Here is a 17434-nt window from a genome sequence, read left to right on the forward strand (position 1 = left end):
GTGGTCTGCTCGAGGAGCTTGCCGGAGGCGTCGTAGAGGTAGCTGCTGGCCTGGGCTCCGGTGCTGGCGGAGTCGGTGACGGTGCTGGTGCGGCCTTCGGGGTCGTAGGTGAAGGTCTGTGGGGAGGCGAGGGTCTGGCTGGCGCCGGGGGTGGTCCAGGTCTGGCCGCCGGAGCCGCAGGTCCACACGATCAGCTGGGTGCTGATGGTGGCGCTGGCGCCCGGGTCAGCCAGGCAGAGGTTGGCGGTGCCCAGGTTGGCGAGGTTGCCGCCGGGGGTGGGCTTCCAGTGCTGGGTGGTCTTGCTGCTGTCGCAGGTGTCGACCACGACCTTGGTGCCGTTGGCGACCGCGTCGCCGGCGGTGTCGAGGCAGACGCCCTTGCCGGTGAGCTGGACGGTGCCATCGGTGGCCATGGTCCACTGCTGGGAGATCCAGCTGTTGCAGGTGTAGATCTGGACCTTGTTCTCGGGCGTGGTCAGCGCCTGGGCGTCGTCGACGCAGAGCTTGCCGCCGCCGGAGAGGGCGAAGGCGGTGGCCAGCGGTCCGCTGGTGGTGCGCTTCATCGTGTTGCCGGCGTTGACGCCGCTGTAGCTGGGGTCGGTGTAGCTGGGTGTCTGGGTGGTGCTGCCCAGGGACGGGTTGGTGCTGGTGATGCTGGTGGCCTGGTTCGGGGTGGCGGCGCTGGTGGTGCCGTCGGTGCCGGGGTAGGCGATGGTCTGGGTGGTGTCGTTGGCGGCGTTGCCGGTGGTGTCGTGGTTGACCATGCCGGTGCGGTCGCCGAGCAGGTCGTAGCTGTAGGACTGCCAGTAGGGGGCGGGTCCGCCGACCGAGGTGGTCTTGATCGGGGCCGTGCTGGTGGTCTGCGGGGTGGCGTTGATGCAGCTGCCGGTGTCGCCGACGGTGGGGTCGGTGATGTTGGGGCTGGTGGTGCCGCCGGTGTCGCTCCATGCCTGGGTGAGGCGGTGGAAGGCGCCGTAGGTGAAGCACTGGGTGTCGTGGGTGGTGTTGTTCTGCAGGTCGTCGACGGCGGTGATCTCGCCGGCCTGGTTGTAGCGGTAGTTGACGACGTCCAGGGCTTGGCTGAGCGTCTGGAGGGAGGCGCTGGTCTGGGTGAGTGCGCCGGTGGTCTGGTCGTACTGGGCGGTGGTGGCGAACTGCTCGCCGCTGGCCTTGGTCTGGTAGTTGGCCTGGGTCTCGCGGCCGAAGGGGTCGTAGCCGGTCTGGCCGAGGTAGGCGGGGGCGCCGGAGATGCTGCTGCCGAAGCCGTTGAGCTGGCCGGTCTGCCAGTAGCCGTAGTTGACGGTCTCGGCCGGGAGGTTGCCGTCGGCCTGGTAGCTGGTGGTGTCGAGCTTTCCGATGGTGGGGGTGTAGGTGCTGGCGAGGGTGTAGGTCACCGTGCCGCTGGCGGGGGCGACGCTCTGGCCGGCGGCCGCGAAGCCGTCGCTGGCGGGGATCGTGAGCGTCGAACCAAGCGGCTGGTAGGCGGTGTTGTAGCCGGTCACGGCCTGGATGTAGGCCTTGCCGCTGGCGCCGCCGACGTAGCGGGTGGAGGAGGTCGGGTAGCCCTTGACCAGGGTGTCGTAGAGGGATCCGGTCAGCTGGTTGGCCGCGCTGGGGCTGGTGGTCCAGGCGCCGGTGTAGGTGCCGGTGACGCGGTTGTCCCAGTCGTACTGGTAGGACAGGGTCTGGCCGCGGCTGTCGGTGGTCTGCTGCAGGTTCCCGAGCACGTCGTAGGGGCCGAAGGTGCTGGTGCCGGTGTTGGGGTCGGTCTGGGAGGTCTTCTGGCCGAGCAGGTTGTACTGGTAGGTCCAGGTGTTCCCGGCGCTGTCGGCGATGGTGTGGACCTGACCGGTGGGCCAGTAGGTGTAGCTGGTGGTGGCGTTGCCGCCGGGGTTGGCCGACCAGGTGTTGCTGGACCACACCGAGGTGCCGGCGCTGTTGTAGATGACCAGGTTGGCGTCGTTCTGCAGCTGGATCACGGAGCCGCTGGAAGCGGTCAGGCCCGAGGTCCACAGGGAGGTGCCGGTGCTGCTGTAGACGTGCAGGTTGCCGTCGGTCCCGAACTGTGCGTAAGCACCCGCGCTGGCGGTCCCGGTCGCCCAGAGGGACTTGCCGGTGGCCAGGGAGTAGATGACCAGGTTGCCGTCGGCCTGCATCGCCAGGCGCACCGCGCCGGAGGTGAGCGAGGTGCCCGACGGGATGATCTGGCCGCCGGTCAGCTTGACCAGGGCGTCGGTGTTCTGGACGACGGTGGAGGTGGTCTGCCCGAGCGCGTTAGTGAAGCTCTGGGTGGAGGTGCCGCCGCTGCCGGTGATGACGTTGCCGTTGGCGTCCTGGATCTGGCTGTGGTCGGTCTCGTCCGCGCCAGGGTAGCTGGTGGCGGTCTGCCACTGCTCCACGCCCTGGTGGTAGAGCACCGCGTTGGTCGGCCGGCCCTGGCCGTCGTAAACGGTCGCCGACTCGGAGGGGACGTCGGTCTCCTTGGCTGCCCACAAGGTCGTGGACGGCGAACTGGTGGGCTCCGAGTACGTGCTGTAGCTCACCCGCGGCCAGCCGTGGGAGTCGTAGAAGCTGTCGCTGATCAGACGCCCGTTGATGCTGCTGCCCACCGGAGTGGTCTGGGTCTGGCGGGGCTGCAGCATCCCGTCGTAGATGGTGATCGACGTGGCGTAGCTGCCGTCGTCGCGCAGCGTGTTGGTGGTGACGGAGGTGGGCGCGCCGGGGGTCACGGTGGTGCTGCCGGGGGCCGTCGGGACGGCGCCGGGGTCGATCGAGTAGGAGAAGGATGTGTCGGGGGAGGTGGGGTTGGCGCTCATGGAGCGGCCGGGCAGCCAGACGGCGGTGCGTCGTCCGAGTGCGTCGTAGGTGATGTCGGTGACGCGGCCGTTGGTGTCCTTGTTTTCGGTGGCAAGGCCGCGCAGTGGGTCGAGCTGGCTGGTGGTGGTCCAGCCCTGGGAGTTGGTGGAGACGCTGGTGGTGGGGTTGGTGTTGTTGCCCGCACTCGTCCAGGCCGGGGTGAAGGTGCTGGTGGTGGGGTTGCCCTTGGCGTCCAGGGCCTTGGTGATCCGGCCGGCGCTGTCGTAGGTCATCGCGCCGGTGGTCTGCCAGTTCTCACTGCTGCCCGAGCACATGGTGCCGCTGGTGCAGGAGGTGGCGGCACGGGTGCCGGTGGCCTGGCCGGTGGTGTCGAGCTGCCCGAAGGTGCCCAGGTTGGTCAGGGTGCCGTCGCCGCCGTAGTAGACCTGCTTGTCCGAGATCAGAGTGGTCGGGGAGCTGCAGGAGCCGGCGACCTTGGTGGTCTGGTCGGGGTAGATGAGCATCATCGGGCTGCCGCTGGCGGGTGCGGCGTAGCCGGTGGTGGTGCAGTATTCGGCGGGGCTGGTTCCGGTCAGGTCGGCGGTGGCGTCGACGGCGGTGGGGCGGCCCTGGCTGTCGTTGGTGGTGACGGTCTGGTTCTCGCGCCAGCCGCCGTTCTTCAGCAGCGTGTAGGTGCGGCTGGTGGAGTCCTTGGACCGGTAGGACACGAGCGGGGGGAGGGTGGACAGGGCGGGCTGGGTCTGGCCGGCGTTGTCGGTGGTGTTCCAGTCCGTCCACGGGGTCTGTGTCACCGAGTCGGTCTGGGTGACGTCGACGACCGGGGTGACGGTCTTGGCGTCGATAGTGCCGCCGGCCGCGGTGTAGGTGTCGCTCTCCAGGGCGGCGCCGGCGAGCCAGTTGCTGTCGGTGACCGAGTCTCCGACCGAGTCGCTGACCTTGATGGAGCGCTGGGTGCCGTCCGACTTGTAGTCGCCGTCCATGCCCTGCAGATAGGTGGTGGTGGTCTGCGTGATCGGGTCGGGGGCGGTGCCGGTCTGGACGGTGACGGTGTTGTAGCCGCGGAACTGGTCCCAGGTGCGGTACTGGTCGTCCGTCAGCGCGGAGTCGTCGCGGTGCCAGGCCGGGGTGCCGTAGGAGTAGAGGGAGACCTGCGGCGCGGAACCGGCCGGGATCTTCGTCTGGCTGGGGGTGTAGGTCCCGGCGATGGTCAGGTCGGAGGCGGTGACCTGGTGGACGGTGACCTTGTTGAACCAGTCCTGGACCGGCTTGGAGTTGCCCGGCGGGTTCCAGTAGACCGGGTAGCACGAGTGCGTGTTTGAGTCCGCGCTGGCAAACGACAGGGTCAGGCCGGAGCAGGGGGTGCTGTTGTACTCGACGGTGATGCCTTCGCCGGTCTCGGTCTGGATCGAGGCGATCCTGGGCCGGTACAGCGGCGGCGCGGCGGGGCTGGCGTCGTTGACGCGGTTGTCGATCTCGGTGCCGGTGAAGGAGACCTGGTTCAGGGTGATCGCAGTGGTGCCGCCGTCGTAGGAGTCGGCGTTGCCGGTGTGCGCGATGGACTGCAGCCACATCACGGCCTGCAGCTGGCCCGCGTCCTTGGCGTCGACGGTGGTGCCGGTGACCGGGTCGACGGTGCCGCCGGCGTTGGAGTACAGCTGGCCGAGCTGGTAGGTGTCGACCGGCACCAGGCCCTTGTCGGCCTTGCTGGTCGGGTCGATCACGTGGACCTTCGTGATGACCTGGTCCAGGCGGGTGGTGGTCCAGAACGTCGGCGAGGAGGTGATGCACACCCCGGCCGGAACCGTGGTCGAGCCCTGCGGCAGCGTGGTCGAGTCGGTGGAGTTGCAGTTCAGGTCGTAGGGGACGTCCGGCCAGTTGGTGGCATTCGAGGAACTGATCGCGGCGGTGCAGTCGAAGCTCTGGCTGGTCTGGCAGCGCTGCTTGGAAGCGAACACCACCTGCGCCGCCGGGGTCCGGCCGGCCAGCTCGTCGGCGAGCTGGTAGCCGTAGGAGATCTGCGCGAGGGTGCCGCCGCGGGTGTACTTCGTCAGCGTGCCCGACCCGTTGGACGCCGCGACCTGGCCGCCGCCCAGGTCGTAGTAGCTGGTCTCCGTACTGTAGTCGTAGCGCTGCACGAAGCCGGTCGATGAAACGGTGAAGTCCAGGTTCCAGCGCCAGCCCTCAGGGCTCGAGCACTTGGACGCCTTGTCGTCCGTGGAGTTATAGCAGGGGTCCCCGGAGACCGGGTGCAGGACCGGGACACCCCAGGCCGAGTTCGTCGAGGAGTCGCCCGGGGTGGTCTGCGGGCTGGCATTCTCAGCGGTCGTGGCGGGGGCGTGGTTCGAGCCGAAGTAGGCGATCGACCCATCCGTGCTCAGGACCCGGTAATAGATGCCCTGGTACAGGCCGTTCTGCGCGCCGGACAGCTCCTGGACGATGGTGCCGTCATCGCCCTGCAGCCTCCACTGCGCCACGATCCCGGGAACCGAGGTGTCCTTGGTGGTGGACACCAACGTGCCGGAGTGGGAGCCGAAGGAGATGGTGGCGTTGTCGCCGCCCCAGCACTCGTCCCCCGAACCCTTGACGATGTGGTTGCCGCTCGAGTCGAGCAGGGAGTTGCAGCCGCGGTAGGTGCGCTCGACGAAGCCCGGCTGGTAGTTCCAGCCGTCACCGATCCACGAGGCCTGGGAGTTGCGGGCCGAGGTCTCCCCGTCCACCGCCTGCGAGTCGTAGGAGAACCCGACGCTGGGGGCGTTGCCGCCGATCGCCGAAGGCACAGCGATCGGGTAGGAGTAGGTGAACGCCCCGGTACCGGACGCCTGCCAGGACCCCGACGGGCTGAGCGAGGTCGCGGCGTAGTTGCCCTGCGAGCCCGCGTCACCGGACGAGATGCCGACCAGCGTCATCGACGAGGTGGTGTCCATCGGAGCCAGCGCGGTCCGAGCGGCAGAGCGCGAAGCGACAGTGCCGCTGCCCGCGGTCGCACTGCCGGATCCGAGGGTGAGGGTGGCGACCAGTTGGTCCGCGGTCGCGCGGTTGGTGAAGGCCAGCGGGGTGCGGGTGCTGCAGCCCTTCGCGCCGGGGGTGGTCAGTGCGCAGGCGGGGAGTTGGAACAGTTGCAGGCGGGAGCCGTAGCCGCCGCCGTAGGCCTTCGCCAGCGCTGAGTAGTCCAGGACCACCTGCACCGTGCCGGTGCCGGTCGCGCCGTCCGCTCGCCCGAGGCTGACCAGCATGCCGTTCGCGCCTGCGGCCAGGGCCTGTTGGTGCGACGCCACCTGCACCCTCACCTGCGTGGGCATCACCCCACCGGTGTTGGCGTGGGCGGTATGCGGGGCCGGTGCGGGGCCGACCCACACCGGCAGGGATCCGGCCTTGACCGGGCCGGTCACCGGCACGCTGCTGGTCGCGCCAGCAGTGCCGGCGCGCTGGGCCGCGGCCGCGCTCCTGCGGGCCGAAGCGCTGGCCGACGCCGCAGTTGCGCTGGTCGAGGGGTGCGCACTGGCCCGCGCGGTGGCTGAGGCAGTGGGACTGGGCGCGGTCGCGGTGGGCGCGGCAAGTGCGCGGGTGAGCGCGACGGTGCTGGTTCCGGCCGTGGGCCAGACGGTGGCCTGGGGCTGGTAGCGGCCGAGCGCCTTCACGCCCTTCGCCGCAGTGGCCGTCGGCAGGCCGGTCAGGGCGTGGCCGCCCACGGCCGGCGTCGCCGGCAGGGTTCTGGGGTTCCAGATGCCGCCGGGGAAGTGGTAGCCCGTCACGCCGTCGGCGACCGCCATCGGCGCGCACACTGCCAGCACCGCGGCCATGGCCGTCACGGTCGTCGCCGTACGCCCGAAGACCCGGTGCCGCACGCTCGCGAACCAGCGCCGCCTGCCACCCATCGAGAACCCCTTTGAGAAATGCGACGGCCTCTGACGGTCCGTCGATTGCGCAGACCATCCAGCACAGATGATCAGCGGGAGGCTATTGATGCCCAGGCGATCGCGCCATACCCTGTCGCGGCGCTATGACCTGCCGAAACGTCAAGTGCGTGTCGCAAGTGTCCGATTCATGCGGGGGCGAACGGCACGTTCGGGAGGCAAATCGGACATCGCAGCAGTGCTGCACCTAAAGCAGATGTGATAAAGCTCACTCCGCTTATCTGACGACTTATCAGAGGAATTTCTGCCCCATGCTGTCCGCTTCTGTCCGAAAGAGTCCACGGCGCGGGCGACCGCCCCGGTGGGCCCTCGCATCCGCCGTCGCCACCCTCATGCTGACCGGCTCCGTGACGCCCGCGTTCGCCGACGCCAGCACCCCGCTCCCCGATCCGTCACCGACCGCGAGCCCGGCACCGGCCGACCCGAGCACACCCACCGGGCCGATCCCCACAGCACTGGCCCAGGCCGCCGCCACCGGGCAGCCCGTCACCGTCACCGCCGCGACCACGCAGACCCACCAGCTGGTCGCCAACCCCGACGGGACGCTCAGCTCCACCGACAACCCGCTGCCCGTCCGGGTGCAGAAGAACGGCGCCTGGACCCCCGTCGACGGCACCTTGGGCAAGAACAGCGACGGCAGCTACAGTCCGGCCGCGACCCCCAGCGGCGTCACGCTGTCCGGCGGCGGCACCGGCCCCCTGGCGACGCTGACCGACCCGGCCGGCCACCAGCTCTCCTACAGCCTCCCCTTCACCCTCCCGGCTCCGACGGTCAGCGGCAGCACCGCGCTGTATCCGTCGGTGCTCCCCGGCGTGGACCTGTCGGCGTCGGTGACAAACCAGGGCGGCTTCTCCGACGTCCTGGTCGTGCACGACGCCACGGCGGCCGCCAACCCGGCCCTCAAGTCGCTCACTCTGGCCGCCTCGACCCAGGGCCTGACCCTCGGCACGGACACGGCCGGTGATCTGACGGCGAAGGCCGCCGACGGCAGCTTGTCCTTCGCCGCCCCGAAGCCGGTCATGTGGGACTCCTCCACCACCGCCTCGGGCAGCGCCTCGACTTTGAGCGCCCCCAGCTCCCCCTCGCCCTCCCCCTCGCCTTCCGGCGGCACGACGAGCGACGGCAGCGCCGCCACGTCCTCCGCTGCGGGCCCGGGCTCGAGCGCCAAGGTGGACCCGGTCGCCATGGCCGTCACCCCCACCGCGGTGACCCTGACGCCGAACGCGACGCTGCTGGGCGGTTCCGGAACCATCTACCCGTTGTACATCGATCCGTACACAAACCCTATTACCAGTGCGACCGGCGGCTATGACGAGGTGTACTCCAGCAGCACCTGCTCCGGGTCGCCGCAGTGGGACACCCCGCAGACCAGCGGCGAGGGCGTCGGCTACCAGCAGTGGGGCGGCAGCTGCGGCAACGGGCTGGAGCGGTCCCTCTACCAGGTGCCGCTCGGCGGTATACCCAGCACCGCGGTGGTGCAGAGTTCGCAGATCACCGCGCCGGACACCTACGCCGCTAGCTGGAACTGCTCGCAGAACCAGCCGGTCACCCTGCACACCACCGGGTCGATCAACTCCGGCACTGACTGGAACAATCAGCCCGGTCTGGACGACGCCAACTACGCGCCGGTGGCCACGACGGTAGCCAGCGGGTCGAACTCGAACTCCAGTTGCAGCAACAAGGACGCCGTCTTCACCGTCACCAGCCAGGTGCAGAAGCTGGTCAAGGCCGGCGTCACTTCCTGGACGATCGGCCTGTTCGGCGACGAGTCGCAGACCAGCGGCAACGTCAACTACCTGCGGTTCTCCACCGCGCTCAGCATCACCACCACGTTCGACGTGCCGCCGGACCTTCCGACCAACCCGCGGACCGCCCCCAACTCGGTCAACCCCGCGGACGCGGCGTGCAACAACGGCACCGTCGGCTGGATCGGCGCGGCCGGCGCCAACGGCGTCAGCTTCTACGCCGACAGCAAGGCCGAGATCACCGGTGAGCACGTCGGCATGAACCTGGACCTGTGGGACAACAACGGCGACAACGGCAGCGGCGGACCGAAGGTCCTCTACAACAAGTTGATGAACGGGAACTATCCGATCGGCACCGCCCTTGGCTCGGCCAGCGTCGCCAACCCGGTCACACTGCAGGACGGCCACCAGTACGGTTGGGGCGTCCAGGCCGTCACCAACAGCTCCGCGCACCTGACGTCCGCATGGGTATCGGAGTGCCACTTCAACCTCGACACCACCCCGCCCGCCACGCCCACCGTCACCGACAGCACGGCGTTCCCGCGGATCGGCGGCGGCGCGGGCACCGGCACCGCCGGCATCACCGCGCAGCTCAGCCTGCCGGTCAGCGCCGTCGACCCGCTGCCCGCCGCCACCTGCACCCTCTACCCCGTCAGCGGCACGACCAACGGCTGCTCCGCCTCCGGCGTGGACCACTTCCTGTGGAAGCTGGACGGGCAGCCCACCGCTGCCGACAACAACGGCTCCCAGAACGCGACTGCGGCGGGCAAGGACGCGGCCGGCGACCCGCAGGCCACCGCCACCATCACCGCGCCGGTCGTCAACTGGGGCGTGCACACGCTCTACATCGCCGCGGTCGACAAGGCCGGCAACCTGTCCCAGGTCCCGGCCAGCTACACCTTCTACGCCCCCTGGAACCCGAACCAGAAGATCATGGCCGGTGACCTCAGCGGCGACGGCATCCCCGACCTGGCCGCGGTCACCAAGACCGGCGATCTGAATCTGATCGCCGGCGGCAGCGCCCCCGGCACCACCCCCACCCTGCTGTCGACGGCCGCGCAGAGCCCGACGAAGGACAGCTGGGCCAACTACTACCTCGCCCACCGCGGCACCGCGTTCACCGGCGCGGTCGACGACATGTACGCCTACAACCACAGCACGACCGGCCCCGGCGCCGGCCACATGTACGTGGCCGAGAACGACCTCAACGTCCTCAACACCAGCGCCACCAAGGGCGGCTTCACCCAAGGGAACAACGCCGACGTCTCCAAGAAGGCTTGCCTGACCAGCGACACCACCCGCTGCGGCACCACGGTCGGCTACAACGCCACCGATTGGACCGGCGTCAAGCAGCTCACCGCCCCCGGTGACCTGTTCCAGAACGGCTCCAGCTTCGTGATCACCGCCGAGACCGTGCCGGGCAGCACCGTCCAGCAGCTGTGGCTCTACCAGGCCACCAGCGGCCCGGCCCTGATCAACCCGATCCTCCTCGGAGACGGCGACTGGTCCCGCTTCACGCTGATCGCCCCCGGCATCGTCGGCGGCACCGTCAACAGCGCAGGCGCCACCAAGGGCGGCACTCCCACCCTGTGGGCCCGCGACAACTCCACCGGCACCCTCTACACCTTCCCGCTGACGATGAACACCAGCGTCGGCCTCATGGCCGGAGGCACCGAGCAGGTCCCCGCCCTGATCCACGCCCCCACCACGGTCCTGCAGTCCAAGATCACCCCGCCCGGCAACCTGTGCCTGGACGACTTCGGCAACGGCAGCGCGGACGGCAACAAGGTCGACATCTACACCTGCAACAACAGCGCGGCGCAGGTGTGGACTCTGCAGACCGACAAGACCGTTCGCATCAACGGCAAGTGCCTGGACGCGGCCAACAAGGGCACCGCGAATGGCACTCTGGTCGACCTGTGGACCTGCAACGGCGGCACCAACCAGCAGTGGACCCAGGGCAGCACCGGCAGCCTGGTCAATGTCAACTCCGGAACCTGCCTGGCCGACCCCGGCGCCAACGCCACACTGGGCACCCAGCTGATCCTGTGGACCTGCGAAACCGGCCACGCCGAGCAGAACTGGGCCGGCCTGACCGCCACCGGAACCCTGCCCACCCCGACCGACCCGGTCGTACTGCCACTCACTGTCCCCAACGGCGGCACCATCGCCTCCCCCGGCGACGTCAACGGCCCCATCACCACCGCCAACCCGAACGGCAACCCGGACGGCAACCCCGACCTGTACACCATCGACGCCGCCGGACAGCTCACCGAATACCCCGGCGCGGCCCCCAGCGGCGGCGTCGCCACCTTCGCAGCGCCGCTCAGCCTGGGCACCGTCACCAACACCGCCACCAACTGGTGGAACCTCGCCGACGGCACCGGCACCACCGCCGTCGACTCGGTCACCGGCACTACCAGCGCCACCCTGAACGGCAACGCCACCTGGAACACCGACAGCGCCCTGGTGACGGCGAACCCGTCGCTGACCACGTCGAACCCCACCGGCACCAACCTGCAGCTGGACGGCACCACCGGCTACGCCGCCACCAGCGGACAAATCGTCACCACCAGCGGCAGCTACACCGTCTCCGCGTGGGTCAAGCTCAACACCGGCTACGACACAGCCAAGTACGACACCGCCCTGTGCCAGCGCGACACCACCGGCGCCCGCTGCGCCTTCTACCTGCAATACTCCCCCGCCCTGCACGGCTGGACGTTCGTCTCGCCGAACACGGACAGCGCCAGCGCCACCGCCTACCCCGCCGCCGGCAACGGCAACACCCCCACCGCCGGACAGTGGACCCACCTGGTCGGCGTCTTCGACGCCACCACCGGCAACATGAGCCTGTACATCAACGGGCGCCTCGCCGGGACCGGCAACAACCCCAGCCCCTGGAACGCCACCGGCCCGTTCCTGATCGGCGGCTCCGACAACGGCGGAACCGGCAGCCAGGCCGACTTCCCCGGCCAGATCGCCGACGTCCACGTCTACAACACCGCCCTCCCGGCCGCCGACGCCGCAGCACTGGGCGACAACACCCCCTTCGCCTGGCTCGGCTAACCCCAACCCACACACGCGGGTGCCCCGACCGGAACCCTCCGGTCGGGGCACCCCTCCCACTCCGGAGCACCCACGCGTCATGCGATCCCCCCGCATCCCCCTGGCCGCCTGCGCCACCGCCCTGGTCCTCGCGATCACCGGCGCCACCGGCCCTGCCGCCTCCGCCGCCGCGACCGGCACGCCGCTCGCGATCGCGCACTTCTCCCACCTGGTCGTCGACCAGGCCCACGGCCACCTGTTCGTCAGCGGCGGCACCGGCACGTCCGGCATCCTGGTCACCGACCTCCAGGGCGCCACCGTCACCACCATCCCCGAGACGACGGGCGCCACCGGCCTGGCCCTGTCCCCGGACGGCACCACCCTGTATGCCGCACTGCCCGGCGGCGACCAGATCACCGCGATCGACACCAGCACCCTTACCCAGACCGCGAGTTACCCCACCGGCCCGGGTACCCGACCGGACTCGCTGGCCTACGCGGGCGGCAGCCTCTGGTTCGGCTACGGCGTGGCCGGTTCCGGCGGCATCGGCTCGCTCACCGCCTCCGGCACCGTCACCCTGGCCGCCGACCCGAACCCGTGGCCGACCCCGCCGACCCTGACCTCCACCCCCGGCCCGTCCGCCGCGCTGGTCGCCGCCGCCCAGAACGGCGCAGCCTCCACGGTCTCGGTCTACACCGCCAGCGCGGGCACGCTGACGCGGACCGCGAACGGGCCACTCGCCATCCCCGACCTCGGCGACATCGCGCTCACCCCCGACGGCCACGACATCGTCGCCGGCTCCGCCACCGGCGTGGACGGCCGCTTCCACACCACGGACCTCACCCCCGACGGCCACTACCACTGGCCCCTGGCCGGCAACGTCCTCGCCGTGGCCCCCGACGGCACCGTCGCCGCAGCCTTGAACGACACCACCTACCGCACCCTGTCCGCGGACAGCAGCGGCGAGTACAACATCTACGCGACCGCTAACCAGGATCATCTCGCCCCGCACGGACTGGCCTGGGCCCCCGATGAGAGCCACCTGTACGCCGTCGGCCAAGACAGCACCGGCGGCGCTCCCACCCTGCAGGTGCAGTCCCAGCCCGACATCGCCCCGGTGGCGCTCCGGCCGTACCAGTCAGCGAGCGCGCCGGGTGAGCCGGTCTCGGTGGCCATAGGCCTCAACTCCGGCATGCCGTTCCCCGACGGCACCACGCTCCACGTGACCCGGTTCGACGCCACCCACCCTGGAGGCATCGCCCAAAGCGACATCGTCTACACGCCCTCAGCGGTCAACGGCTGGTCCTGGCCCACGATCCACGACACCGCGCCCCTGCAAGGGCCCTTGAGCTACCGCGTCGACTACCCGGGCGACGCGACCCACGCACCGGCCACGTTGAGCTTCCCTGTCGACGTGGCGAAGTACGCCCCCTACTTCACCCTCACCGCACCCACCACCAGCGCCCGCGGCGCCCAACTCGCCATCACCGGGCACCTGAACTGGCCCCACCCGGGCAACGCCCACCTGACCACCGGCGCCCTGACCGTCACGCGCACCGACCTGGCCCACCCCCACGGCACCGTGCTCGGCACCCTGCCGGTCGCCACGGACGGCAGCTTCACCCTCCACGACACCCCCACCATCGGCGCCGCCAACACCTACACCTTCAGCTACGACGGCGGCAGCGCCTACCTGCCCGCCAACACCACCGCCACCGTGCAGGTGGCACGCGCGAACACCACGCTGAGCGTGACCGCCAACGCCGGCGCCTACAGCTATGGCGCCTGGGCCCACGTCACCGCCCATCTCGGCGCCACCTACAACAGCCGCCAGGTCACCCTGTTCGCCCAGCCCTACGCCGGCACCAAGACCGTGATCGCCACCGGCAGCACCGACATCCACGGCAACTTCAGCGCCTGGTACAAGATCACCCGGAACACCGTCTTCACCGCCGCCTACGCCGGCGACTACCGCACCAACCCCGCCACCGCCACTAGCCGCACCGCCTGGGACTGGGCCCAGGTCACCACCCAGATGCTCCTGGGCATGAGCACCACCACCATCAACAGCAACCACTACACCGTCTACTACCGCGACGCCCCCGCCCAGGCCCCCCTGTTCCGCACCACCCTGGCACCGGTCCACACCGGCGGACACCTCCAGATCGTGCTGCAGCGCTACTACTCCGGCGCCTGGCACAACACCAGCGTCCAGACCGTCAGCTGCGCCGCACTGACCGACTGCCACTTCTACCAGGAATACCTGCCCTGGAAGTCCCTGCCCGACTACGCCCTCTACCGCATCACCGCGCAATACGTCCACGACAACACCGACACCACCAGCCTCGACACCTGGGGCACCTGGCAGTACTTCACCACCCACCCCCACCCCTGACACACGGACTGGTGGCAGCCCGACTTCGGCTACATCTGGCACGAGTAGCAGCGCATGACTGACCGGTGGGGGCGGGGGTGCCACTGCTCGCCCCCGCCGGCACCCGACTGTTCTCACGGAAATCCGATCGCATCACCGAGTCACCCGGAGCAGAAGTGTCACTCCACACCGCGGGCGTCATCAGCTACAGCGCCGTATTCACCGTGGCGGCGGCATGGATCATCGTCGGACTGCTGATCCTTAAGGGCGTGATCTGGCGCAAGCCCGTGCCCCGCAGCAGAGCCATCCCCACGATGCTCATCGGCGCGGGTATCGCCCTGACCACGGCCGCCCGCATCCCTACCGGCCCGTGGGCCGTGCTCCTGTCCCTCCCGGGCGTCGCACTCATCCTGGCGGGTGCTTACCGCCTCTGGCGCTCACGGTAGACCTGGTACCTAGCCCACTGACCCCACAGACCGGCACCTAGAGCCAAATGACATCCAGCGATCGGAGCGGCACGTCGTGATGGAGCTTCGCGAGCACCAGCGTCAGGCCCTTGACGCGATATCGGCCGCTCTGACCAGCGGCGGGCGGGGCCAGGTGGTGATGGCGTGCGGGGGCGGGAAGACGCTGGTGGCCGTCCGTGCCGCGACAGCTCTGGTCGGCGCGGGTGGGACGGTGTTGGTGCTTCTCCCGTCGCTAGGATTGCTCGCGCAGACGGTGCGCGCGTGGCGGGCCGACGCCGGGGTGCCTTTGACGGTGCTGGCGGTGTGTTCGGGCCAGGCGGCCGAACGCGACAGCGACAGCCCGACCGGTGAGACGCTGGCGGAGCTGGAGGCCGAGCTCGGCCTGGAGACGACCACCCGCCCAGACCGGATAGCCGCGTTCCTGACAGTGCCCCACCGCACGGGTGATGGTCTGCGGGTGCTGTTCGGCACCTACCACTCCTCGCCGCGCATAGCCGAGGCCTTCGCCGCCCACCGTGACGGGGTGCTGGCTCCGTTGGATCTGGTGGTGTGTGACGAGGCGCACCGCACGGCCGGTGACCGCGAGGCGGCGTTCGCCGTCGTGCTGGACGACGCGAGGATCCCCGCCGCGCGCAGGCTGTTCCTGACCGCGACTCCGAAGGTCCACACCGGCGCCGAGCGCGACCAGGACCTGGTGGGGATGGACGACGAGCAGGTATACGGGCCGCGCTTGCACACGTTGTCGTTCGCGCAGGCGATCGCCCAGGGGTTGCTGCAGGACTACCGCCTGGTGGTGGTCGGCGTGACCGGGCGCGAGGCCCACCAACTGGTCCTGGACAACTCGGAGCTGGACCTGGCGGAGCTCGGTGCGGGCAGACTCCCGGCGGCGACCGCCGCGGCGCAGATCGCCCTGGCCCAGGCCGCCGCTACGTTCGGCCTGCGCCGGATGCTGGCCTTCCACAACCGCGTTGCGCAGTCCCGGGCGTTCCACCGGAGTCTGGCCCGTACCGTGGCGGCGCTGCCCGCCGACCGCCGGCCGGTCGCCGCGCTGACCTCGCTCCACCTAGACGGTGCGATGCCCGGAAAGCAGCGCGCCGCCGCTCTGCAGCGGCTGCGGGACACCGGTCCGCGGGAGTGGACGGTGGTGAACAATGTGCGGGTGCTGGCCGAGGGTATCGATGTGCCCGCGCTGGACGGCGTCGCGTTCATCGCCCCGCGCGGCTCCCAGATCGACATCACCCAGGCCGTCGGGCGGGCGCTGCGGATCAGTCCCGACCGCGCCGCCCCGTCGGTGATCCTGGTGCCGGTCTACCTGGCCGAGGGTGAGAGCGGCGAGGCCGTGTTGGAGGATTCGGCGTTTCGGCACGTGTGGCAGATCGTCCGCGCGTTGCGCGACCATGACGACCGCCTGGACACCGCACTGGGTGTGCTGCGCCGGCGTCTCGGCGGCTACGGCGAGGGCGGGGAGCCGGCCCCGGTGCTGCCGGAGCAGATCCAGGTGTGTTTCCCCGGCGAGGTCGGTGCCCGGTTCCTGACCGCGTTCACCACGCGGGTGATCGAGCACGGCTCGGATTCCTACGAGTACGGGTACGGCGCCCTTCAGGCCTACGTCGCCGCCCATGGCGACGCGCGTCCCCCGGTCGACTACCGCACCGAGGCCGGCTACCGCCTGGGTGTCTGGGTCGGCCAGGTCCGCACCGCCCGGCGCCGCGGTCAACTGCGCCCTGGGCGCGCCCGCGACCTGGAGCAATTGCCCGGCTGGACCTGGGACCCGGAAGAGGCACGCTGGGAAGCGGGTTACGAGGCGCTGCTGGAGTTCGTCGCCGCGCACGGGCACGCCCGGGTCCCGCAGCGGCACCGCAACCCGGGCGGCTACCTGGTGGGCCGCTGGGTGGACAAGCAGCGCGCCTACGGCACCAGCGGCCACCACGTGATGACCCGCGAGCGGCGGGAGCGGCTGGAGGCGTTGCCGGGCTGGCTGTGGGTGCCCAGCCAGGAGCGCGGCTGGCCCCAGGGCCTGGCCGAGCTGCGCGCCTACGCCGGCCGGCACGGCAGCGTGGCCGGTATCAGCTCCGGTCTGGTGACAAAGGACGGCTACCAGCTCGGCCGCTGGCTGCACGCCTGCCGCACCCGCCACCGCCGCGGCGAGCTGAAACAGGCGCAGATCCGCGAGCTGGAGGCCCTGCCCGGTTGGCGCTGGCGCGTCCAGGAAGACCTGTGGCCCGCCGCGATCCGCGCCCTCCGTGAGTGGAGCCAGCACGACGGTCAGATCCCGATCCCGCACTCCTACGTCACTAAGGACGGCTTCGACCTCGGGGCTTGGGCGGTGCGGGCCCGGCAGCGGTTCGTCGACGGCCGGCTCCCCCTCGCGAAGGCGGCGGAACTGGCCGCCTACCCGGGCTGGACCTGGAGCCTGCCCACCGGCCACCGATGGCGGCAACTCCTCACCCACACCGAAGCCTTCCTCCGCGACCAGGGCCACGCCCGGATCCCCGTCAGCCACACCACCGCGGACGGCTACCTGCTCGGCCGCAACATCCTCGTGGTCCGCTCCCGGCACACGGCAGGCACCCTCCCCGCCAGCCTCCGGGCTGAACTCGACGCGATCCCCGGCTGGAGCTGGAGCGAGCCCGTCGACTACCGCGACGACGACCACTGGCACCGCCACCTGCAGGCCCTCCACGACCACGCCCGCACCCACGGCACAGCCGATCTCCCCGAAGACCTGATCACCCCGGACGGCTTGATGCTGGGTGCGTGGTCCGCCGACCAGCGCCGCGAACACCGCACCGGCCGACTCCACCCGGCCCGCGCCCAGGCCCTGGAAGCCCTCCCGTGCTGGGACTGGACCCGCGGCACCAAGTCCTGGCATACCCGCCAACACCACCAGGCCCGCGCCCGCGAACTCGGCTACCCAGACATCACCGCCCTCCTCGCCGCCAGCACCCACCTCACCCACCGCCAGATCGGCACCCAGATGCGCGTCTCCGACGCCACCGTCGCAAAATGGCGCACCACGACGGCGGGGCGCTGACCCGATTTGCCCCACCCATGCGCCATCCGGGACTGCCC

At 70.3% G+C, this 17434-nt stretch carries 5 protein-coding genes; 4 read left to right on the forward strand and 1 reads right to left on the reverse strand.

Annotation, left to right across the window (positions count from 1 at the left end):
• The coding region (locus tag ABIA32_RS30440) for a ricin-type beta-trefoil lectin domain protein (RefSeq protein ID WP_370102490.1) at positions 1–6692 on the reverse strand (6692 nt) is incomplete at its 3' end.
• Positions 6693–7078: 386 nt separating this feature from the next.
• Between ABIA32_RS30440 and ABIA32_RS30445 the strand changes: the two genes are divergently transcribed.
• The 4 genes from ABIA32_RS30445 to ABIA32_RS30460 all read left to right on the forward strand — a co-directional run bounded on the left by ABIA32_RS30445 (position 7079) and on the right by ABIA32_RS30460 (position 17396).
• Complete coding sequence (locus ABIA32_RS30445) at positions 7079–11542, forward strand: LamG-like jellyroll fold domain-containing protein (RefSeq protein ID WP_370102493.1); 4464 nt, start codon at positions 7079–7081, stop codon at positions 11540–11542.
• 79 nt (positions 11543–11621) lie between these two features.
• On the forward strand, positions 11622–13916 hold the full coding sequence (locus tag ABIA32_RS30450; protein ID WP_370102496.1) for a YncE family protein: 2295 nt from the start codon (positions 11622–11624) through the stop codon (positions 13914–13916).
• A gap of 155 nt (positions 13917–14071) precedes the next feature.
• Positions 14072–14341, forward strand: coding sequence for a hypothetical protein (locus ABIA32_RS30455; protein ID WP_370102499.1), 270 nt, complete (start codon positions 14072–14074; stop codon positions 14339–14341).
• A gap of 79 nt (positions 14342–14420) precedes the next feature.
• Positions 14421–17396, forward strand: coding sequence for a Helicase associated domain protein (locus tag ABIA32_RS30460; RefSeq protein WP_370102606.1), 2976 nt, complete (start codon positions 14421–14423; stop codon positions 17394–17396).
• The last annotated feature ends 38 nt before the right edge of the window (positions 17397–17434 follow it).

The organism is Streptacidiphilus sp. MAP12-20 (assembly GCF_041262525.1).
GTDB lineage: Bacteria > Actinomycetota > Actinomycetes > Streptomycetales > Streptomycetaceae > Streptacidiphilus.